This is a genomic window from Bartonella sp. AP88XZML, from assembly GCF_042195565.1.
GTDB lineage: Bacteria > Pseudomonadota > Alphaproteobacteria > Rhizobiales > Rhizobiaceae > Bartonella.
On record NZ_JBHIOQ010000104.1, the window covers coordinates 45,990 to 68,685 of the forward strand.

At 34.0% G+C, this 22,696-nt stretch carries 20 protein-coding genes; 12 read left to right on the forward strand and 8 right to left on the reverse strand.

The window, feature by feature from the left end:
• The first annotated feature begins 104 nt into the window (after positions 1–104).
• From ACFIK2_RS09335 to ACFIK2_RS09370, 8 genes are all read left to right on the forward strand, one after another.
• Positions 105–1,004 (forward strand): septal ring lytic transglycosylase RlpA family protein, encoded by a 900-nt coding sequence (locus tag ACFIK2_RS09335; RefSeq protein ID WP_375677214.1) that lies wholly within the window; start codon positions 105–107, stop codon positions 1,002–1,004.
• Between the two features lie 1,090 nt (positions 1,005–2,094).
• Positions 2,095–3,258 (forward strand): D-alanyl-D-alanine carboxypeptidase family protein, encoded by a 1,164-nt coding sequence (locus ACFIK2_RS09340; RefSeq protein WP_375677215.1) that lies wholly within the window; start codon positions 2,095–2,097, stop codon positions 3,256–3,258.
• Between the two features lie 28 nt (positions 3,259–3,286).
• Positions 3,287–3,931, forward strand: coding sequence for a dTMP kinase (gene tmk / locus ACFIK2_RS09345; protein ID WP_375677216.1), 645 nt, complete (start codon positions 3,287–3,289; stop codon positions 3,929–3,931).
• Entirely contained in the window at positions 3,928–4,971 is a 1,044-nt protein-coding gene (locus ACFIK2_RS09350; RefSeq protein ID WP_375677217.1) for a DNA polymerase III subunit delta', read from the forward strand. Before tmk ends, ACFIK2_RS09350 begins: the two co-directional genes overlap by 4 nt.
• 76 nt (positions 4,972–5,047) lie before the next feature.
• Positions 5,048–6,607, forward strand: a complete 1,560-nt coding sequence (metG, locus tag ACFIK2_RS09355; protein ID WP_375677218.1) for a methionine--tRNA ligase — start codon at positions 5,048–5,050, stop codon at positions 6,605–6,607.
• Positions 6,597–7,370: a TatD family hydrolase gene (locus ACFIK2_RS09360; protein ID WP_375643107.1), complete on the forward strand. Its 774-nt coding sequence runs from the start codon at positions 6,597–6,599 to the stop codon at positions 7,368–7,370. The genes metG and ACFIK2_RS09360 overlap by 11 nt, the downstream gene beginning before the upstream one ends.
• Positions 7,371–7,380: 10 nt before the next feature.
• Positions 7,381–8,190 carry an MBL fold metallo-hydrolase gene (locus ACFIK2_RS09365; RefSeq protein ID WP_375634092.1) on the forward strand — a complete coding sequence of 270 codons (810 nt, stop codon included), beginning with the start codon at positions 7,381–7,383 and terminating at the stop codon, positions 8,188–8,190.
• A gap of 108 nt (positions 8,191–8,298) precedes the next feature.
• Positions 8,299–8,658, forward strand: a complete 360-nt coding sequence (locus ACFIK2_RS09370) for a hypothetical protein (RefSeq protein WP_375677219.1) — start codon at positions 8,299–8,301, stop codon at positions 8,656–8,658.
• Between the two features lie 258 nt (positions 8,659–8,916).
• Here ACFIK2_RS09370 and ACFIK2_RS09375 read toward each other — a convergent pair whose 3' ends face one another.
• Genes ACFIK2_RS09375 through pcsA form a run of 3 tightly spaced genes read right to left on the reverse strand, consistent with a single transcriptional unit; the run spans position 8,917 to position 11,213 of the window.
• The gene (locus ACFIK2_RS09375) at positions 8,917–9,330 is read right to left on the reverse strand and encodes a DUF6163 family protein (RefSeq protein WP_375611911.1); all 414 of its coding nucleotides are present in this window, start codon (positions 9,328–9,330) and stop codon (positions 8,917–8,919) included.
• Complete coding sequence (locus ACFIK2_RS09380) at positions 9,327–10,373, reverse strand: enoyl-CoA hydratase/isomerase family protein (protein WP_375677220.1); 1,047 nt, start codon at positions 10,371–10,373, stop codon at positions 9,327–9,329. Before ACFIK2_RS09380 ends, ACFIK2_RS09375 begins: the two co-directional genes overlap by 4 nt.
• A 21-nt stretch (positions 10,374–10,394) precedes the next feature.
• Positions 10,395–11,213, reverse strand: coding sequence for a phosphatidylcholine synthase (pcsA, locus tag ACFIK2_RS09385; RefSeq protein WP_375634087.1), 819 nt, complete (start codon positions 11,211–11,213; stop codon positions 10,395–10,397).
• 185 nt (positions 11,214–11,398) lie between these two features.
• On the opposite strand from pcsA, the gene ACFIK2_RS09390 reads away from it, so the two are divergent.
• From ACFIK2_RS09390 to sodC, 4 genes are all read left to right on the forward strand, one after another.
• Positions 11,399–12,625, forward strand: a complete 1,227-nt coding sequence (locus tag ACFIK2_RS09390; RefSeq protein ID WP_375677221.1) for a UbiH/UbiF family hydroxylase — start codon at positions 11,399–11,401, stop codon at positions 12,623–12,625.
• 516 nt (positions 12,626–13,141) lie between these two features.
• A complete protein-coding gene (locus tag ACFIK2_RS09395; protein ID WP_375611907.1) occupies positions 13,142–13,486 on the forward strand; it encodes a hypothetical protein in 345 nt (114 codons plus the stop codon).
• A complete protein-coding gene (locus ACFIK2_RS09400) occupies positions 13,464–13,787 on the forward strand; it encodes a hypothetical protein (protein ID WP_375634660.1) in 324 nt (107 codons plus the stop codon). Before ACFIK2_RS09395 ends, ACFIK2_RS09400 begins: the two co-directional genes overlap by 23 nt.
• A gap of 453 nt (positions 13,788–14,240) precedes the next feature.
• Positions 14,241–14,768: a superoxide dismutase [Cu-Zn] SodC gene (sodC, locus tag ACFIK2_RS09405; protein ID WP_375634661.1), complete on the forward strand. Its 528-nt coding sequence runs from the start codon at positions 14,241–14,243 to the stop codon at positions 14,766–14,768.
• A gap of 547 nt (positions 14,769–15,315) precedes the next feature.
• On the opposite strand, the gene ACFIK2_RS09410 is transcribed toward sodC, so the two are convergent.
• From ACFIK2_RS09410 to ACFIK2_RS09430, 5 genes are all read right to left on the reverse strand, one after another.
• Positions 15,316–16,254 (reverse strand): COG2958 family protein, encoded by a 939-nt coding sequence (locus ACFIK2_RS09410; RefSeq protein ID WP_375643112.1) that lies wholly within the window; start codon positions 16,252–16,254, stop codon positions 15,316–15,318.
• A 293-nt stretch (positions 16,255–16,547) separates the two neighbouring features.
• The gene (locus ACFIK2_RS09415) at positions 16,548–19,301 is read right to left on the reverse strand and encodes a DEAD/DEAH box helicase (protein WP_375677222.1); all 2,754 of its coding nucleotides are present in this window, start codon (positions 19,299–19,301) and stop codon (positions 16,548–16,550) included.
• Between the two features lie 22 nt (positions 19,302–19,323).
• Positions 19,324–20,964, reverse strand: a complete 1,641-nt coding sequence (locus ACFIK2_RS09420; RefSeq protein ID WP_375618153.1) for a site-specific DNA-methyltransferase — start codon at positions 20,962–20,964, stop codon at positions 19,324–19,326.
• A gap of 83 nt (positions 20,965–21,047) precedes the next feature.
• Positions 21,048–21,449, reverse strand: coding sequence for an SUF system Fe-S cluster assembly protein (locus ACFIK2_RS09425; RefSeq protein ID WP_375636727.1), 402 nt, complete (start codon positions 21,447–21,449; stop codon positions 21,048–21,050).
• Positions 21,442–22,686, reverse strand: coding sequence for a cysteine desulfurase (locus tag ACFIK2_RS09430; RefSeq protein WP_375618154.1), 1,245 nt, complete (start codon positions 22,684–22,686; stop codon positions 21,442–21,444). Before ACFIK2_RS09430 ends, ACFIK2_RS09425 begins: the two co-directional genes overlap by 8 nt.
• Between the last annotated feature and the right edge of the window lie 10 nt (positions 22,687–22,696).

A 22,696-nucleotide genomic window follows, 5' to 3' on the forward strand; every position in this document is an offset into this window, starting at 1 on the left:
TATACGCGAGGGGAATCATTTAAAAACGTAAATTCTTCCGTTGCGTACAAAAGCGTGACGTGGTTTTTACAGTAGTACTTAACAGAAATAAGTGGACTGAATAGATGCCTTCAAATAGAAAAAAGAAAATTACTTTTATGATTAAACCAACACTTCAATTGTTTTCTATGATTGTCATTTCTCAGTCACTGGTATCTTGTTGCGCAAGCAAAACTATGAATTTTTCAATAAAAGATTCCTATCATAATAAACCAATTAACGTAAACACTTCTGTACTACCTCAACAAGTATCCAATAAGAAGAATCAATCAGAAGAAAAAAAGCGTGGACGAGTGATTGTTGGTAAACCTTATCAAATAAAAGGAAAGTGGTATTATCCTCAAAGTGATCCAACTTATAAACGTGTTGGCGAAGCATCTTGGTATGGTTCAGATTTTCATGGACGTTTAACTGCCAATGGTGAAATTTATGACATGAATCTTTTGACTGCTGCTCATCCTACAATGCCTTTACCTAGCTATGCTCGTGTTACTAATTTAAAAAATGGATCTTCAATCGTTGTTAGAGTGAATGATCGCGGACCTTTTATGAAAGACAGAATCATTGATTTATCAAGGCAAGCTGCGACAATACTGGGGTATGTAGATAGGGGGGTCGCAGATGTTAAAGTAGAATATATTGCTGAAGCACCTGTTGGCTATTATGATGCTGCATATTTAATGTCCTCTTATACTCCTGGAAATGCTGCCCCATATTCATTAGCGTCGGAAAATGTTGCGAAAAAAAGAGAAACTGTTTTGTTAAAAGAGCAGCGCAATACAGGGAACAAAAAAGAATTAGCTAAAGCAGCTGCTGTTGAACAAGAACAACGTAATAAAACTGTTGCAGTTAAATTGCCAGAAATTGGTCCTATCATGGTTGATAAGCCGATACCATTCGATCAAGTTGCTTCTATAAATAAGCTAAACAAAAAAACAAAGGTTAATTGGCTACAACTATTTTAAGAAAAAATGCATTGATTTTTTATCTATATAATTTTTTAGTAAAAAAGGTAAGAAATTACGGATTTAGTGTAGGATTTTTATCTTAAAGCGCGTTGTCCTTTTCAAAAAGCGTGGTTGGGTTCTATCATTATAAGTTTAGTACGGACTTTCCACTCCATTGCTGGCCTATTCGTCGTTTTATGATATTGCTTGCTTAATAAAGCGTGTACTTTTCTTGCTGTAATAGCTTTTGCTGGACGAAGGTAGATTATTGTATAAGTCTGTTTTTGTAATCTCTAAAACAACTTGTACAATCGATTTGAGAGGAATAAAAAGCTTAACAAGTAAAAAAATATTTTCTTTTGATTCGTCCTTGTATCTTTCTAAAGTATCTACGGTAATATCTTATGAAAAGATTATGCATTATCTCATGCTTTTGTTTATCATGTTCTTTAATGGAGTAAGTTCCCTCACGAAAAACAGAGCGTCTCAAACAAAATACACTTACATTGCCAATTCATGGACTTATTTAAAAGAGACATACTTTAACACGCTACAAGCCTATTTTACGACAGCGCCTGTGAATGGTATAACTGTTAACGCCTTTAGATATCAGCATCTTTACACTTATGAAGATATAAATCGACACCATCATACACTTTGCAAGTCCCCAATGTTTTGTGCGATAATTCTTAACACTTGAGAGGTTGATAAGAAGTATTTTTACTCTCTTTTTTAATAATTTTTATCCATATACGAACCCTACTTATGACCCGTAAGTAAGCGATTTTTAATGAATTCAATATGAGAAGAGGGGATGAGAGAATCTTACAGTATCTTTGAGTTAGCTTCAATTTTAAAATGATAATTTATCATAACAAATCAAAATACTATCAATAAAAATAGGAAAAAATCTTTTGTCTCTCATACATTTAAAATGTTAAACTGAACCTATATAGAAGATAAAAAACGTGTCATATTATTTTTTCTAAAGCTAAATGAAAATAAAATCTTTTTATGAGTTGTAAATAATTCCTCAATTTTCAGAAATCAAAAAGTTTTTTCCTATATAAGATTCTTTATGTTGATCTTTGGGATGGGAGGAGCAGCTATGTATACAGCATTAAGGATCTTATTGATATTATGGGGAGTATTGGCATTTGATACGTGGGGGAGAGCACAAGATTTTCAAACTCCCGCATACCAATTGTTATTACTCGATGATGATACAGAGACAGTACTCTATGAAAAACAAAGTGCTATTCCTTTTTTTCCTGCTTCATTAGTAAAATTGATGACAGCAGAAGTTGTATTTCATCAATTAAAAAAAGGATTATTAAAAAGTACGCAGAAATTTAAGGTCAGTGAAAATGCTTGGCGCAAGGGTGGAGCACCTTCTGGTACAACCACTATGTTTGCAAAGATAAAAACAGAAATCAGTGTTTCTGATCTGTTGCGTGGTTTAATTATTGTCAATGGAAATGATGCTGCTATTATTCTTGCTGAAGGAATATCAGGACATGAAGATCATTTTGTAAAACTGATGAATCAGCGCGCAAAAATGATTGGATTATCTCAGAGTCATTTTGTTAATGCAACAGGGCTACCCGAAGAGGGACAATTTGTAACTGTGCGTGATATGATTATATTAGCACGTCATATTGTTCAGGAATATCCGGATTATTATGCACTTTATTGTGAGTCTCATTTTACATGGAATAATATTTTTCAACGTAACAAAAACCCTCTTATTTCTAAGGAAATTGGTGTAGAAGGATTTGGTTTTGGTTACAGTGAAAAAGAAGGTTTTTCAATGGTTGCCACTATTTCTAAAAATCATCGACGTCTTTTTTTAGCAATCAATGGTTTGCAAGATGGTAAAAAATATACAAAAGAAATAGAACGCATTCTTCAATGGGGAATGACGGCTTTTGATCTCAAAACGATTTTCAGAAAAGGAGAAATAGTTGGTCGTGCTGCTGTTTATGGTGGTAAGAAAAATTTTGTTCCACTCATTGTTAAAACACCAATAAGTTTTATGCTTTCGAATGAAAAAAAAGTAAATGTTAAAGCAAAAATTAAATATCATGGTCCATTGAAAGCTCCCATCGTTTCTGGGCAATCAGTTGGCGTTATTCAAATTTTAGAAGATAAAAAGGTTCTTCTGGAAAAACCAGTTTTTGCCGGAATGAATGTTTGGGAAGGAAGTTTCTTTGCAAAAGTAAAAAATGCATTCTATGAAATAACAATTGGATGGTTACGGAAATATTTATAGTTACGCGCTAATAAGGTTAAGATCATACGTGTCAGGTTATTTTATTACATTCGAAGGAGGGGACGGGGTAGGGAAAACGGTGCAGATTTCTTTACTTGCTGAGTCTCTCTCTCACCAAGGTTATGATGTTGTCACAACACGAGAACCAGGAGGAACGCCAGGAGCAGAAGCAATCCGGCATATTTTGTTGTCGGGGCAGGCGCGACAGTATGGACCGTTGATTGAAGCTGTTTTGTTTACAGCTGCACGTGTCGACCATGTTACTGAGGTTATCGCACCTTCTTTGCAAAAAGGTAAAATCGTTTTATGTGACCGCTTTATTGATTCTACACGCGTTTATCAAGGACTCAATAATAGAGTCAGTTCTTCTTTTCTTTCTGTTTTAGAGTGTATTGCGCTCAATGGTATTTTGCCTCATTTAACATTTTTATTAGATATGCCAGCAATGTGTGGTATGAAGCGTGCAAATTTGCGAAGAAAAAAAACAGAAGAAATTGATTATTTTGAAAAAGATCAGTTGGAAATTCAAGAACAAAGGCGTCAGGCTTTTCTTCAATTGGCCAAACAAGAACCCCATAGATTTCGAGTCATTGATGCCACTGGCTCAGTAGAAGCTATTGCTCATCAAATAAAAAATATTTGTCATAAGGTATTGTTGGATCAGCTTTCATGAGTAATTTAAATACCTTACGCCAATATGATGATATTGATACAATTTTATCACCATCCCAGAACAATGTTATCTTTGGTCATGAGGATGTGCGTCATTTTTTGACACAAATGCTTAAAGAAGAGCGTTTGCATCATGCATTATTATTTGAAGGAGAATATGGGATTGGAAAGGCTACATTAGCCTTTCATCTTGCTTGGAACATTTTAAGTTTTCAACAGAGTGCTTTCTTGAAACCCGATCTTTATTCTACCCCATGGCGCCAAATTACACAAGGAAGTCACCCTGGTCTTTTGTATATTTCACGTCGATTTGATGTGAAAACGCAAAAGTTTAAAACAGGAATACTCGTTGATGATATCCGTGATATTATGCATTTTTTAAGCCGAACATCACAAGATAATGGATGGCGTATTGTTATTATTGATTCTGCAGATGATATGAATAGAAATGCAGCGAATGCAATTCTCAAAATACTTGAAGAACCACCTACAAAAACGTTATTTGTTATTATCGCACATTCTTCAGGAAAATTGCTTCCAACAATCCATTCACGGTGTCAAAAAATTTCTTTTCGTCCGTTGAATAACGATGAAATGAAAAAAGTTATTACACATATTTTCGCCCTTCAGGATTTACCTGATGAAAAAACAATTGAAATGATTATTAAAAAATCTAAAGGAAGCCCTCGAAAAGCCGCTTTACTTATTTGCCATGGCGGTCTTGAAATTATTAAAACAATTGATGTTCTCCTAGAGAAACCTGTTTGTAACGCAACAATTGTACATACTCTTGCACAAACATTTTCATCTGCTTCCTCTACATTTCAATTTCAACAATTTTGTGATGAAATTCTTAATAAAATTCAAAAAAAAGCTATCATGCTCGTTGAAAAGGGAGACTTATTTCTCTCAAAAAAATATGCGGAAAAATGGCAGGAGATTCATCAAGAAATAGAGGAAATACAACTGTTTAATCTCGATAAGAAGCAGTTTGTTATTAACTTACTTTTTAAAGTTCATAAGATCATTCATGAGAATTAGTTTTTCCGTGACAATGCGATGAACAAACGTTATGTCATAATATCTTCTATTTATAGCGTTTTACAACGAGTATGACATGCGTGACACATATTACATAACAACTCCCATTTTTTATCCTAATGGTGCTCCACATATTGGACATGCTTATAGTGCCATTGCAAGCGATGTTTTAGCCCGCTTTCAACGGTTAAACGGAAAAAATGTATTTTTTCTTTCTGGTACAGATGAGCATGGTCTCAAGATGCAACAAACCGCAGCAGCATTAGGCATATCACCTCAGCAACTTGCAGATCGTAATAGTGCGGTGTTTCAAAAAATGCTTGCGGTATTAAATTGTTCTAACGATGATTTTATCCGTACGACAGAAGAACGCCATTATCAAGCTTGTCAAGAAATTTGGAAAAAGATGGAAGCAAATGGCGATATTTATCTCGGTCGTTATACGGGATGGTATTCGATTCGCCAAGAAGCCTATTATGAAGAAAAAGATACGGAAATTGGAGCAGACAACATCCGTCGTGAAAAAGAATTAGGCTCTCCAGTTGAATGGAATGAAGAAGAAAGTTATTTTTTTAGACTTTCTCATTATGAAAAGGCTCTTCTTGAATATTATGAAAAACATCCTGATTTTATTGCTCCGTTTGAGCGGCGTAATGAAATTATAAGTTTTATCAAATCAGGTTTAAAAGATATCTCTATTTCACGCGCAAGTTTTAACTGGGGAATTGCTGTTCCTGAGAATCCAAAGCACGTGATGTATGTCTGGGTTGATGCGCTTACAAATTATCTATCAGCAATAGGTTTTTTCAATGAAAATTCAAAAAAACGTGATTTTTGGCCTGCAAATACGCATATTATTGGTAAGGATATTATTCGTTTTCATGCAGTCTATTGGCCGGCATTTTTAATGTCTGCTGGAATTGAATTGCCTAAAAATATTTTTGCACATGGTTTTTTACTTAATCGTGGCGCAAAAATGTCAAAATCTATTGGAAATGTCGTTGATCCTTTTGAAATGGTTGATCACTATGGTCTTGATCAGGTCCGTTATTTCCTTCTCCGTGAAGTGCCATTCGGACAAGATGGTAGTTATAGTTATGAAAGCCTTGTGAACCGTATTAATGCTGATCTTGCTAACGATCTTGGTAATTTAGCACAGCGCTGTTTGTCTATGATTGCCAAAAATTGTAATGCACAAGTCCCGAAACCAGCTTCATTTTTAGCTCAAGATAAACAGCTTTTAGAACAATCTCTTCAAGTACTTGAAACTGTACACCAAGCTATGTCTTCTTATAGTATGCATTTAGCACTTTCAGCTATTTTTTCAATTGTAGCAGATGCCAATCGCTATTTTGCCAACGAACAACCTTGGAGTTTACGTAAAAACGATCGAGAGCGATTTTCTACAGTTCTTTATATAACTGTAGAAATCTTGCGGAGAATAGGAATTATGCTTTTGCCTTTCATCCCCCAATCAGCAGCGAAACTTCTTGATAGCCTTGCGGTTGCTGAAGATGATCGGTTATTGTATCATATAAGTCATTCAAAAATTCAAGAAGGGCTTAATCTTCCACCACCAGAACCAATTTTTCCTCGTTATATCTTGAAGAAAGAAGACACTCATCATGTTGATTGATACACATTGTCATCTTGATTTTGAAGACTTTTCACAAGATTTGGATAATGTTATCCAACGGGCTTTAGATGCTGACGTTAAACGTATGATAACAATTTCAACCCATGTTCATAAGTTAGATAAACTGTTAGCCATTGCGCAAAGCTATGATCAAGTCTTTTGTTCCGTTGGAACACACCCCAATCACGCGCATGAAGAACAAAATATTACAGCGGAAAAGCTTATACAGCTCTCGAATCACCCTAAAATTGTTGCGTTTGGGGAAGGGGGCCTTGATTATCATTATGATTACTCTACACCAGAAGAGCAAAAGAAAGTTTTTCAAGAACATATCATTGCTTCTCGAGAAACACAGATTCCTCTTGTTATACATTCACGCAATGCCGATATCGATATGGAGAAAATATTACGTGAACAGATAAAAGAAGGAGCTTTTCCCTTTATCCTTCATTGTTATTCGTCTGGAATGCAACTTGCTCGTGCTGGAATTGAACTTGGTGGTTATATTTCTTTTTCGGGTATTCTTACTTTTAAAAACGCACTTGAAATCCGTGAAATAGCAAAAATTGTGCCCCATGAGCATTTGTTAGTGGAAACAGATGCTCCATTCTTAGCACCTAATCCCCATCGGGGCAAAACAAATGAACCATCTTTTGTATGTTATACAGCAGCTGTTTTGGCTGAAACAATTGGCTTAAGCATTGAAGAAATAGCTCAAATAACAACGCGTAATGCTTTTCGTTTATTTAGCAAAATGAAATAAGGCAAAAGATATGTGTGATCAATACCGATTTACAATATTAGGTTGTGGTCCTTCTCCAGGAGTGCCAAGACCTAATGGTGATTGGGGAACATGTGATCCGAATAACCCTAAAAATAAACGCTACAGAAGTTCTTTATTAGTTGAACGTATTAAACCTTCTGGAGACAAAACAACGATCGTTATTGATACAGGTCCAGATTTTCGCTCACAAATGATCGATGCGCGTGTAAGCCATCTTGATGCTGCTCTTTACACGCATTCTCATGCAGACCATATCCACGGTATTGATGATTTACGCAGCTATGCACTTGCACAAAAACGTTTAATAGATATCTATGCCGACAGATTTACACTAGAGCATCTCAAAAGTGCTTTTGGATATTGTTTTCAAACTCTAAAAGATTCATCTTATTCTCCCATTTTAAAAGAACATCTTATCAATGAAGATAGCCAATTTATTATTCAGGGGCAGGGCGGAGAAATAAGTGTCAATACACATTTACAACACCACGGAAACATTCATTCCTTAGGTTTTCGGATTGGGAATGTTGCCTATTGTACGGATGTTAGTAAATTTCCTGAAAAAACTTTATCCAAATTAATGGATTTAGATGTTCTCATCATTGAAGCTCTTCAATTTAAATCCCATCCGAGTCATTTTTCTGTTGATCAAGCATTACAGTGGATAGAATATTTAAAGCCAAAACAAGCAATACTCACACATATGGACAGATCGCTGGATTACAATAAGGTAATAAATTACGTTCCATCCTATGTAAAACCTGCATATCAAGGTCTTACTTTTGAAACAGATGCGTAAGCTTATTATGCGCAATATTTTAAGTTAAATAAAACACTTTTAAATTTATCCTTTATTTTATTTCATTTTTGACATATTTAGTGTTTTTATGTCAAAAATGAGGCTTTTATGTATAAGAATTTTAAGCGGGGTGTATGTATTGTGGTTTTAGCGGTTTCCTTGACAGCATGTGGGGGGCGTTTAGAAAAAAATATTGCAACGACAACATTACATGACGGATCAATGAGTTGTGCCGATATTCAACGGGAGTTTTTTGCTAATAAACGTCAGATTAATGATACAATTGCAGAGCGTTCTAAAGCAAGAAATAAAAACGTGGCTTTAGCAGCGGTAAGTGTTGTATTTGTACCTGCTTTGTTTTTTATGGATACTAAATCCAGTGAAAGTAATGAAATTTCGGCTTTAAATAATCGTAATGCTGTTTTAAGTGATCTTGCACGTATGAAGCGTTGTAAAATAGTACAGTAATTTTTCTTAATTTTTGGTCTTTAAGGTATATACCTTAAAGACCAAATTTTATTTTAAAAGTAAATTGTATGATATAAATATTATGATGATGTTTTAAAGTAGGGTTTTCTGTATCATATTATCGCATAATATATATTATGGAACTTTATGAGGAAGTATAACTAGCATCAGCGTTTTGAGGAACGAAGCTTTAAAATGAGCTACTTAAGTTAACTAAGATCGAAAATCGAGCCTGTTATTCTGGCTCGAAAATTTCAATCACAATGTTTTTTTATTTTTTACTCTTTTAAAAAAAATAATTACAATTTGTAGTACTATAAAAGCTAAAAACAATATTCCATGAAATAATGGTACAAATGGCTGATAAATAAAATCGGAATAATATATTGTTATTGCTTCAATCAATGCTGCAATACACCACACAATGATACCCCATAGTGAATACATCCAAAGTCCAACTAAGGCAATAGGATAGAGAATAGCCAATATAGCTGATGCAAATTGCCACTGCCAAGGCATAAGATCAAAACGCCATAGAATACCTGGAAAAACACCAACAAGGCGTATCCAATAACAAATACCTAGAACTAAGCAAATAAGTGCCAAAAACCGTAAGTAACAGTTATAGATTAAATTGATTTTTGAAATCTGTTTGTGAGAATTATTTTTCACAATAATAACTCTTGTTCAACAGGTTGGAAGTAAGAATCTACCATTTCATCTGTCACATTTGAAAGTTTATCTGGTTGCCATTGAGGTCTTTTATCCTTATCGATTAACATAGCACGTATACCTTCATAAAAATCATGTGAATGAATCATATGATACGCTATGCGGTTTTCAATTTTCATACAATCTTCCAACGTTTGAGATGAATTTTGTTTCATTTGTTTCCAGATAACTTTTAAACTTGTCGGAGAACGTGACTGCAAAATATCATAACATTCTTTAGCAAATAAAACATCTTCATTGCTTTTTTTATGTAGCAACTCAAGACATTCTTCTAAGGTATGTGCACTAAAACAAGTGTTAATAATACAACGTATTTCATGACTTGTTTCATAGTCTTTTGTAATTGCTCGCTCGTTTAAAGCTAAAGTAGGATCTCCTTGCTCAATAACAGCTTTTCTAATCATATCGAATTCAGTTTCAGCAACGGCGTGTGTTGCTAATCCTAAATTTAAGCAATCTCCCCACTTTATACGTGCGCCCGTTAATGCAAGATAGATACCAAAATGATTGGGAAGAGATGGTAAGAAAAAACTTGCACCTACATCTGGGAAAAATCCAATCGCACCTTCTGGCATAGCAAAAACTGTATTTTCTGTAACAATTCGATGCGAGCCATAGAGAGAAATACCTACCCCTCCTCCCATCCAAATACCGTTTAAGAAAGAAATGTAGGGCTTTGAAAAATGTTTGATATAAGCATTTAAACTATATTCATTCCTAAAGTATTGACAAGAAGCAGTACTTTTCCCCATATGATAGATTTCTACAACATCTCCACCAGCACAAAAAGCACGCCCCTCCCCTTCAATTAAGACACAAAAAACATTATCATCTATTTCCCATGTTCTGAGAGCTTTTTTTAAAGCTGAAACCATTCGTTGATTAAGAGCGTTTAATGCTGAAGGACGTGTGAGCTTTATAATACCAGCACGCCCTTCTTTCGTAAAAGAAATATCATCATCTGCTCCAAAATTAATTTGCATCTCACACCCTTCTTAAAACAATTATTTCATTGTTTTTTTTATACTTTTTTCCCCAAGTTTAGGAAATGTTTGCATGATTGCGCCAATACAATATATATAAATTCCTGTTACCGAAATTCCTATTTTAACCCAATAGGGAGCCTCTAGTTGATAAAAGAAGGCAGAAACACCAAAAAAACACCATAAGAGAAAAATGGGAAAATTAATTCTACGTAAACGAAGGACTCTTACTGGATGAATAAAATAAATTGGCAAAAAAGATATAATCGCCGATAAAACAATAATGATAAAAGTAATCCACTCTCCTGGTCTGACGACAAAAAGCGTAAAAATCATCATATTCCAAACAACAGGAAATCCTTTAAAAAAGTTTTCTTTGGTTTTCATACTAGTATCTGCATAATAAATAGCAGATGAAATAACAATAATTGCACTCAATGAAAATGATAACCCTACCCCCATGAAACCACTTTGATAGAGTGCAAAGGCAGGAATTAAGACATAAGTCACGTAATCAATAATATTATCTAACAGCTCTCCAGACCATGTTGGAAGAACGTATTTAACATCAAGTTTGCGTGCAATTGGTCCATCTATACCATCAACGAGAAGAGCAAGCCCAAGCCAACAGAACATAGCTGTCCATTCTTTTTGAGAGGCTGATATAAGAGAAAGAAACGCTAAAAATGATCCCGAAGCTGTCAGTAAATGAACGGAAAAGGCCTTTGCTTGTGGCATTGTTACTTTTTTATGGCGTAATAATTTAGCATTTGTTTTGATTTTCTTTGTTAATTTACGTTTCAAGGTTTTCTTATCCTCGTTTTTAAAGTCTTCAACCATCTATCAATACGCCATTTTTTAACGATGATATAACTCAGCATTTAAAAAAATCATAAAAAGGTTACTTTTTTATATCGCATTATTTATTACATACTATAATAATAGAAGAGCTTCATATAATAAAAAGAGAGAGATCATTTGGAAATGTTAAAATATTTTCTCAATGAATAAAGGTTCAAATCGTTGTGATATTTGAAAAGGAAGAGCATAAAGATATTGCTGTTATTGGTGCAGGTCCTGTCGGAATGTTAGCCGCGCTGAGTCTTGCACAGAAGGGGTTTTCTGTTTTTCTTGTTGGGCCCCCTGCTCATACAGATGAGTTACGGACAACGGCTCTTATGATGCCCGCAATACGCACGCTTCAAAAACTCAATATTTGGGATAATCTTCAAAAACATGCAGCTGCTTTATCGTCCATGAGAATTATAGATATAACTTCTAGAATTGTGCATGCTCCTACGGTGCATTTTTCTTCTACTGAAATTGGCGAAAAAGCTTTTGGCTATAATATACCTAATGTAAAATTGAACAGTGCTTTAGTCGACGCTGTTACACATACGCCCAATATTATAAGATTTGTTTCTGCTGCCAAATCTGTTCATCACACAAAAAACCATGTATGCATTACTCTTGCTGATCATAGAATTATTCAAGCACCACTTGTTGTTGCAGCTGATGGACGTCACTCTCTTACACGTGCCGCAGCAGGGATAAGTGTGAAACAGTGGAATTATCCACAAAAAGCACTTGTTCTCAACTTTTCTCATGAGTTTTCTCATCAAAATACATCAACTGAATTTCATACAGAACACGGTCCATTTACACAGGTTCCACTACCAGGACGAAGATCTAGTCTTGTATGGGTTGTTCATCCTTCCCGCGCTGAGGAATTATTAAATATAGAACCAAAAACAATTGCAAAAATGATCGAAAACCAAATGCAATCAATGCTTGGAAAGCTAAGCTTAGAAACATTAATTCAAGCATGGCCGATTTTCGGACTTCTTTCTCATCATTTTGCTGCTAATCGAACAATTTTAGTGGGTGAAGCCGCTCATGTTTTTCCCCCTATTGGAGCACAGGGATTGAATTTAGGATTCCGTGATGTCCAAACTTTAATTGATATTTTACCCAATAAAATATCCAATTCTAACTCTGAAATGATTGTTGCACATTATAACAAATGCCGCAAACCAGATATATTAATCCGAAGTGGAGCTGTTCATACACTGAACTCTGCCCTACTTTCTCATATGTTGCCTGTTCATATCATACGAAGCATTGGGCTTGGTTTGTTGCATAGTTTCCCACCATTACGTAATTTATTTATGCGCGAAGGAATGTATCCCGGTTATGGATTTAAGGAAATTATGCAAATATTTCCAACAAAAACATCAAAACAGCTCTACTAAGCAATAATGGATAATAACGTAAAATAATAAATAATAAATTGCATTTTGCAATCATATCTATTACTGATATAAAAAATATTTTTGTTCTTTATAAGAAGTAACAAATTATATTAAAATAATTAATTATATTTATTTGATTTATTTATAATAATAACATGTTATAATTAATATAACTGTAAATTATTTTTTATTAAAAATTATTATATATATTTAGTATGTTGATATGAAATAAGAGAAAACTGAATTATATACTACAAATTAAATTATAAAGATATCTTGCTAAATCATAGCTGTTAAATTTAGCACTATAAAGAAAATGAAAAATAATACCGTTTTGAAAAAGTTATTTTATAAAATTAATTTTAATAAGAAAATAAATAAAAAAAACGGTTTTATTTAATCAATATATTTTCAAAAATTTTTATTGTTAAGTATAATATTAAAAATAAAATCATCTTTGGAACCTGTTAGTAACACAGAGGTTAATGAAGTGTTGTTTCAACAAATGGTAACAAGATGACACTAAATAATTTTTTGAAATTAAGTACTTTTTTTATAATGATTGCATGTGTCTCGTTGATAGTCACGACTTCAATAAGTGAAGTTTTTCACCTTCCTTATTGTCAAACCTTTACCTATAGCTCTACTCAAAAGGTCACTAAAATAGGTCAGAACTCATTTACTGCCTCACAAGTTAAAAATTGTCTTATGCAAAATGGTTTTGAGAATATTAAACGATTGCGCTTAGATGACAATGGTATCTGGCGTGCTTTAGTAAAATTTAAAAAGTCCCATTTTTTCGTATCCGTTGACTATTCAGGAACAGTTAGCATTCAAAATGAAAGAAAAGAATATGATTGATTTAAAAACTTACAGCAACGTTTCTTTTCACAGCTGTAAGAAAAAAAAATTAAAAAAGTACTGCCATTCTATTAAAGAATTTGCTTTCATTGGCGGTTTAAATGGTAGCATATCAGGAGCTATCGCGGCAATTCTTGCAGCTTATGGTTATATTGCTCTTCCTGGATTTGGTCCAGTTATCGCAATGGGTATAGGAGTAGCACTTTCTTCCGGAATAATAATAGGAGCACTGATAGGATCAGGAATGGGAGGGAGTGTCGGTATATGCTGTATTTTATTGGGAAATTTATATGAATCATAATAATTTTTTCTCTTATAAATTACATAATGCATAGAAATTTCTCGTCATTTTTTCTATGAAAAACAATTAAATCATCAACAAATTATATGTTCTTTTTTTGATGAAACGATTATCATATTATAAATGAAATAACATCTAACTTACTAAAATTCCTTATTTAATTTCTTATTATACCTCAAAAAGTAGATTTTTTAAAAACATCTCTTGAAGAAATGTAAGTGAGATATAATTATCCATCCATAAAAGCTGTATTTTTTATAGATCAAAAAATAAAATTTATGTTCAGAAATATATATAAACATACTTTAATTTATTTGCTCTTTATAAAAACTAATATTTCTATGTAAATTATTTTTCTTAAAGTTCAATTTAAGACACTTATATAACATATAATTAGTATAGATTATTATTTATAGATAATAATCTATTTAAAGATAAGTATAAAGGTACTTCATGAAAAAAATATTATTATCATTATTGTTTTTTATGGCATTTTTAATTCATAAAAATTCTGCATTAGCACTATCAAAACAAGTAAATATTTATAAATTAGAAGATAACAATTCCAAAAAGGCTATTGGTAGCATTAAAATTGAAGAAACCACATACGGTTTGATTTTCATCCCTAATTTATCTACTTTATCAGAAGGAATGCATGGTTTTCATGTACATGTAAATCCTTTATGTGATACAAAAGATGGTATAATTGGTGGAAGCGCAGGTGGACATTATGATCCGGAACATACCGGAAAACATTTAGGACCTTATAATGTCAATGGTCATCTTGGTGATTTACCAGCACTTTATGTTGATAAGCAGGGATATGCCATAATGAGCGTTCTTGCTCCACGATTAAAAAAAATCTCTGAAATTAAAGGGCGCTCTTTAGTCATTCATTTAGGGGCTGATAATCAATCAGATAAACCATTACCGCTTGGCGGAGGTGGAGCACGTTTAGCGTGCGGTATTATTGAAAAATAAAGAGAGTATTGTGGCAGACTGCGACAGTACACACTCCCTTTACCATAAGGTGTGAGAGAAATTTATTTTTTTAATCTATTTCAAGAAATTGAGTAAACTATGTGAATATTTTATAAAATTAATGTTTTTTTGAATGTTTACTTCGGATAACAAAAAGCTTAATAATCATCAAAATGAACAGTAATGGAAATTAAAGAAATAGTAGTGTAAATTCTCCGTAAGAAGACTTCAATATGAGGAAGTAATATTTTCCATGCTTGATGTAAACAAAGCAAAAAAGTCGAATTTCACCCTCTATAATAGCAAATTTATAATAAATTATAATCATTAAGTCTAGTATCTAATGGAATCACGCTCAATGCACAAAATAGAACAGGACTAAAACAGAATTTTTACTCTTCCCCTACTCAACCCTACTCATGAGGTACGTGAGAAAAATTTTAATTGATACAATATCAATATAATAAGTCAAACAAAATAGTTAGAGTAATTTTTCATCACTCTGAAAAAAGGCTTTTAAACAATAGAGTCTTTTTAAAAATACCCCTTATAGATACATATGATCCCAATCTAGTGGACGTATCTCACCAGTTTGATAAAATTGACGAATGAGCTTAATATAATCAAGAAAATCTTTGTTTTCCTCCACTAATCTATTAGCAGTATCCCAATCAATATCACTACGTTCTTTGGCAGGAATTAAGATCTCACTCTCGGAAGAGTTTTCCTTATTAAGTCTTATAAATCCAATTCCATGCAAACTTGAAAGCATCCGAAGCTCTTTTAATGTATCAACTCCTTCAATTTCACTAGCAACTAAATAACTCAAATTAGCCCATGAAGAATTACTAACTGTTTGAAAAAATGCTTTTCGTAAATTTGAACGATTGATGAGAATTTTTACTTCAAAAGACCAAAGCTTTGTCTTTTTATCAAAATATTGCAAAACACAGTCTTTGATTTCACGATTCCATTCCTTGCTTAAATCTTGCATCCCTACGAGATCTGGATAAAGCCATTTATTTCCGCCTGCACCATGTTTATTACGAGAACATTTCTCATTAATGCGTTTGCTATAAACTGCAAGTTCTGACCATAAAAATTTAGATAATAACGGATAAAGATCATGCTCTTTAACAGAGCCATCTTCTGTTCTACTCTTTGCATTGTCCTCTATTGCATCAATTTCAGCACTATCTGTTTGTTTAGTAAAATAATATTGTCGCGGTCGTCCTTCAGTGGTTTTAATTTCTGGATAACGCTTTTGTAATTGAGGGCGCTGCGATCCTATTTCAGCAACAATTTGCTGAATAAGAGCTGCATCACTATTAAGGGGATTGATTATCGCCGTTGAATGCTTTTGTTTTTGACGGCATTTTTCTGGGTAATTTTCAAATATCCATTGAGCAATTTCTCGAGCTGTAAACTTTTTTGTCGGGTTTTTCTTTAAAAAATTAAAAACAGTGTTTGTTAAATTTAAAGTCATATGAAAAACTCCCCCTTTTATCCTCTGGGTATTTCATTATATTCAGGCGTTTTAAATGAAAGAACAATAAACTGTTTAAGTTTTTTAAAAAAAGAACATTTATTAAATTACTCAATAAAATTAAAATATTTTTTTAATTTATAACTATAACTCAAAGATCTTTTCACATAACGAAAATAAGATTGTACTTTTATAAAAAATTGTAAATGTACTACAAATCACCATAAAAAAGCATAATCTTGTGTAACTTTTCTATACATTTTTCCTTTTATTTTAACGTCGTTAGAAAAAAGTTAAGAGCTCTCAAGTATAGATTCTGAAATGGTAAACTCCGCACACAAACCTTCAAAACTACTATTTGCTTTAATAACATCATGGGGAATAAGAACATAATACCATTTTTTATCGCCATAAGTCGCCGCATAGCGCGTTGCATGACAACACCATTGAACTGCAGCTTCTCTCTTTTTTAAAACAATAGGATTTTGCATTTCAGAGGCTTTTTTAGGCTCACAAAGATATTTGGCATCCTTCGTTTCTACAACAAAGTCTGGTTCATAGATTGATCCTTTATCATATTCTATCTTGAAAAAACCTCGAGCGGGTTTCATCCATTTCAAGACTTGTGCATCATCCTCTAATATTTGAGCAAATCGTAATTCCCCTTCTACTGAATCAAACTTTTGTAAAGGATAACAGCATTTTCTAAAGCCGCTGAATACAAGTTTTTTAATATCACTTTTAATGGCAGGAATATTACGAAAATCAAGAGGAGACATCCCTTGCGGTAACACATAATGGATAGGTGATAAAGCTGTAAAACCCCGTGTAACTTTAACCGCATAATCTTTTTGCGTTTCCCATTGATGTTCTCTTAATTGCGCAACAATAAAACTAGTAAGCTTGTGCTGATAGTGAATTAATACGTTCTCAACAGCTGTATCATTGGGTAAATAAGATCGGAAATGTTCTACCATCTGACTAGCTAATTTTCGTAATAAGAGCGTATGGTTATCATAATCGACAAAGTCATTATCAATCAAACCACGAATGATGTAGTTTTCAAGATAAGGCTCTTTGACATATTCATTCTTAGATGTGAGAAAAATGCTTTTATGGGTACGCAATTCTCGAATTAAAAGTTCTTTACTAACAGGTTGAAAATTTAAGCTTTCTAGATTTTTTAAATCAAAGTCATAAAAACCATAAGTAACATCACGCAAAGGTATGAGTATAATATTTGGAATATCTATTATCAGTTCTGTTAATTGTTTTGTCAGAATTGTCACCACTTTTGATACAAGAGACTTTTGTGATGAAGGCTTAATATTCATAACTTTATTAGCAATTTTTTCTTGTATCTGTGCAGAACAAAGCATTTGAGAACTTGGCAATTTATCATTCTCTTTGATAAGATCCCACGCGATCGCTGCAATATCTTGCTCTTCAGGTGTTAATGTAGGGGAATCTGTATGACGTAATATGATACCTTGTAAATCAGAAGATGCTCCATTTATATCGGAATTACGTATTACCATCGTTTGCATCAATAAAGCTTCTACTTGACTTGGAACTGTCACTATATCGGTCTTTTCAAAGGGGATATTCCCTCCTGTTCCAATCTCAATATGCTTTTTTATAATTGAGTTTGGATCGTTTGCACGATCAATAATATCTTGAAAACGATCATGCGCAATAATTGTTAAACGATCAATAGCTTCCACGCCTGTTCTATACCCATAAGGCAAACGCAATCCACGCCCAATTGTTTGCTCTGTTAAAATTTCTGAAGCCGATGCACGCAACGGTACAATAGTATAGAGATTCGTAACATCCCACCCCTCCTTTAATTTATTAACGTGAATAACAATTTCTGTTGGGTCATGAGAATCTTCAATTGCAATCAGCTTTTGAATATTTTGATCTTCTTCTATATTCGACTGTTTTGTATGAATCTCTATAACTTTTCCCTTATAAGCTCCTGCAAAAAAATCATCTGATTCCAATAAATCACGCAATTTCTGTGCATGATTTGTATCTTGAGCGACAACTAAAATAAAAGGCTTAACGAACTTTTTGTTATAATCTTTTGCATAGACAATTAAATCTGCTTTCACGTTTTCATGAGCATGAATTGCATCTTGTAATTTGATATGTTCTAATTGTTCAGATGTATAATTTTGAGGTTGAAAATCTTTACGTGTAGCAACAGCAGGCTCTTTTACAAAACCATCTCTCATAGCCTCTGCAAGTGAATAACTATAGACAACATTTTTAAAATCTACGGGTTTTGCACCTATTGTTTTTGGTGTCGCTGTAAGCTCTATTCCTAAAACAGGTTTTAACTCATTAATTGCTGCCGCACCAGCAGAAGCTCGATAACGATGTGCTTCATCCATTAACAAAACTAAATCAGGAAGATTTGCGAGATAATCAAAATAACTTTCACCAATCGTTTCTTGTAAGCGTTTAATTCGCGGAATACTAGATTTTAGTGCGCCTTTTTTATTATCCGTTGTATTAATTTTAGAAATATTAAAAATATTGATAAAGGCCGTATCTCTATTCTCAAACAAACGCTTTTGTCCTTGAATATGGTGTTCATCAACGCGAATACCTTTACCACTTTCATAATCTTCACCTGTAATAATAACGGGTCTATTGGCAATAAATTCACTCATTCCACTGAAAACATACTTCGGACTTTTGGGACTAAAATCCTGTTTTAACTTTTCATAAATAGTCAAATTTGGCGCTAAAACAAAAAAATGGCGACTACGACCTGTTAAATAAAGATAGCTGATAAAAGCCCCCATAAGTCGCGTTTTCCCAACACCCGTTGCTAAGGTAAAACAAAAAGAGGGAAAGTTTCGTTCAAAATCTTGTACAGAAGGATAAAGATTTTTTATCACTTCTAACTCTGCAATCAAATCAGCATTTTTAGAAAGCTCTATATTTTCTAAGATTTTTACCAAAATATTTAAAGATTCACGTTGAGGATCACGCAACGATAAGCGAGCAGAAATCCTTTTTTCAACAGTGTTCATGAAAAACTCCGCTTTTTATATATTATTCAAATAGATCTAATTCTGCTTGCGCAATATCTTTATTTTTGCTGTTTTCTTTTACCACAATCACTGGTTCAAGATTGGCTACATTTAAACTGTAATCGTCCCTTCCCCATTCGCATTTTTCTAATATTGCACGGGGGATTTTAGTGAGTGTCAGATTTTCAAAGGATGCTGATTTTGTATCAAAGGCTGTACCACAAATCAGCAACGTGCGATGAGAGCCTACCTCTTCACTCATTATACAGAGTTGTTCATGGGTCATGGCGCTCGTTGTGACATAAATATAATCTGTTTCGGTTGAATACCCTTGCATCCAATAATGATTTTCATCCGGTGCATAGGTAAATCCCATATGTTTGCACATGGCTTCTGATAGCATGGCAGCATTATATTCGCGACGAATAATCCATTGTCCCCATGGATCTTTTTGCAACAGAGAAGGTGCAAGGCGATAATAACGGAATCCACCGCCACCTTGCCAATTGACACTTTTGGAAATTCCCCCTTGATCAGTTCCATCAATGACTTGTTTTAAACGAGGGATAATGTGGGTGTGACAATGCTCACCAAGTTCAATCATAATCCACTTCCTTCCCATTTTATGGGCAACAGCACCGGTTGTGCCAGAACCAGCAAAAGAATCCAGTACAAGATCACCGGGATTAGTGGCAAGTTGAATAATGCGTTCCATTAAACGTTCCGGTTTAGGAGTTGTAAAGACACTATCAGAATTGAAGACTTTGGCTTCTTTTTTTGCATCTTGATTATGGCCAACTTCCTGATAAGGCCAAATGGTCATTGAAACCATACCATTTTTTACCTCTGATAAAAAACGTTTCATAGAAGGAACATTACTTCCTGTTGGACCAAACCAAACACGATTATCTTCTAATAGCTTAGCAAATTTTTGTTTACTAACGCGCCAACTCGTTCCAGCAGGAGGCATCACACTGCGCCCAGAAGGCGTAATAATTTCATAAACATCTTTTAAATTCATAGTCTTAACTGAAAGATTATCTGATTTCCAAGGACCGCGAGGATCATTATCAGGATTTTTATAGCGCGCATCCATATCGCTTGAACGAGGAAGCAATTGAGGGCGCCAAATCGTTTTATCTTTAGCATAAACCATTATAAAATCATGATTATCAGAAAGCCATTTTGTATCATTTTGTGGAGCATATTTCTTTTGCCAAATAATATTGTTGATGAAATTTTGGCGACCAAAAATTTCATCCATCATCACTTTAAGATAGGCTTGTTCATCATCATCAATTGATATCCAGATACTTCCATCATCCGCCAGTAAATGATGTAACAATTCTAGCCTGTCTCTCATAAGGCTGAGCCATATGGAATGCTCTAAACCATCTTCATAATGTTCAAAGGCATTGCCTGTATTATAAGGCGGATCGATATAGATACATTTTACCTTCCCCATATATTCTTGTTCAAGCGCTTTGAGTGCGAGCAAATTGTCACCAAAAATAAGTTTATTATCAAAAATATCTTGGGATGATATTCGATGCGAAGCGTGATAAGATTTTTCAAGATCTTCTAATAAGATACGAGGTTCTAGTTTTGGGCGTTTTTCTTTTCCAATCCAAGTGAGTTCTAGTTTTTGTTTATTATAACTCATGCGATCGTCCTTAAATTTAAATGCTTGTGAAAAGTAAACAGCTTATTCATGAATGGCTAAATTAGAGTCTCTTAACAATACTTTTAGTACCATCCGACAGCAATTTGAGCTTCTTCTGACATACAATCAGGTGTCCATGGTGGATCAAAAGTCATAGTGACTTCAACATACGAAACCCCTTCAACTGCACTGACTGCATTTTCTACCCACCCTGGCATTTCACCCGCAACAGGACATCCCGGTGCTGTAAGAGTCATTTCAATTTTTACTGAACGATCATCTTCAATATCAATACGATAAATCAGTCCTAGCTCATAAATATCAGCAGGAATCTCTGGGTCATAAACTGTTTTGAGAGCAGAAATAATATCATTTGTCATACGATCAATTTCGTCTGCTGGAATTGCTGATATGTAAGATTTTTTATTTTCGCTTACAGTTTCAACGGATTCTGTAGAATGACGCTCTTCAATTGATTCAGCCATTAAAAAATGTCCTTGTTTCTTGCAATGCTTCTACTAATTGATCTATATCCTCTTGAGTGTTATACATGGCTAACGATGCGCGGCAAATAGATGTTAGACCAAAGCGTTGTAATAAAGGCTGTGCACAATGAGTTCCCGCACGTATCGCAACCCCTTTTCTATCAATAAACATAGCGATATCATGGGCGTGAATCCCTTCAATTGTAAATGATATAATAGCTCCTTTATTGGGAGAATGACCATAAATACGCAATGACTCAACCATTTTAAGTTTTTCCTGTGCATAAGCTAAAAGGGACCTCTCATGGGCATGAATTGTGCTACGACCTTTCTCTTGTATATAATCAATAGCCGCAGTTAATCCAATAGCTTCAACGATAGGAGGAGTGCCTGCTTCAAAACGGTAAGGAGGAGCATTATAAAAAACCTTATCGGTTGTTACCTCCTCGATCATTTCCCCTCCCCCTTGAAAAGGACGCATTTCTTCTAATCTATCTTCTTTACCATACAAAACACCAATACCAGTGGGACCATAAAGCTTATGACCTGTAAAGACATACCAATCACAATCGAGATCTTGTACATCAACGGTTAAATGTACTGCTCCTTGAGAACCATCAACAAGAACAGGAATAGAATTTTGATGTGCTAGCTTAATAATCTCTTTAACAGGAGGCACAGTTCCTAATATATTGGACATATGCGTTATAGCAACAAGCCGCGTTTTTTCGCTTAAAGCCTTTTGGAAATCTTCAATGTGCAGAACACCATTTTCATCGACAGGAACAAAAATAAGTTTAACACCTTTTTGTTCACGGAGAAAATGCCAAGGAATAATATTTGAATGATGTTCCATGATCGTTAGAACAATCTCATCACCTTCTTTGAGTTTTGGCATCGCCCAACCATAAGCAACAGTATTAATAGCTTCTGTTGCATTTTTCGTAAAAACAATTTCTTCAGCTTTTTGAGCATTTAGAAAAACACGAACGGTTTCACGAGAATTTTCATAGGATTGTGTTGCTATATTGGCTAAAAAATACATTCCCCTATGCACATTAGCATAACTATAGTGATAATAATTATTCATTGCATTGAGTACTGACATTGGTTTTTGGGCAGAAGCACTACTATCAAGATATGCTAATCGCTTTCCATAAACTTGATGGTGCAAAATAGGAAAATCACGCCGAATTTCTTCGACATTATAAGTAAATGTTTGTACGTTATTTTCCATTTTTTCTACC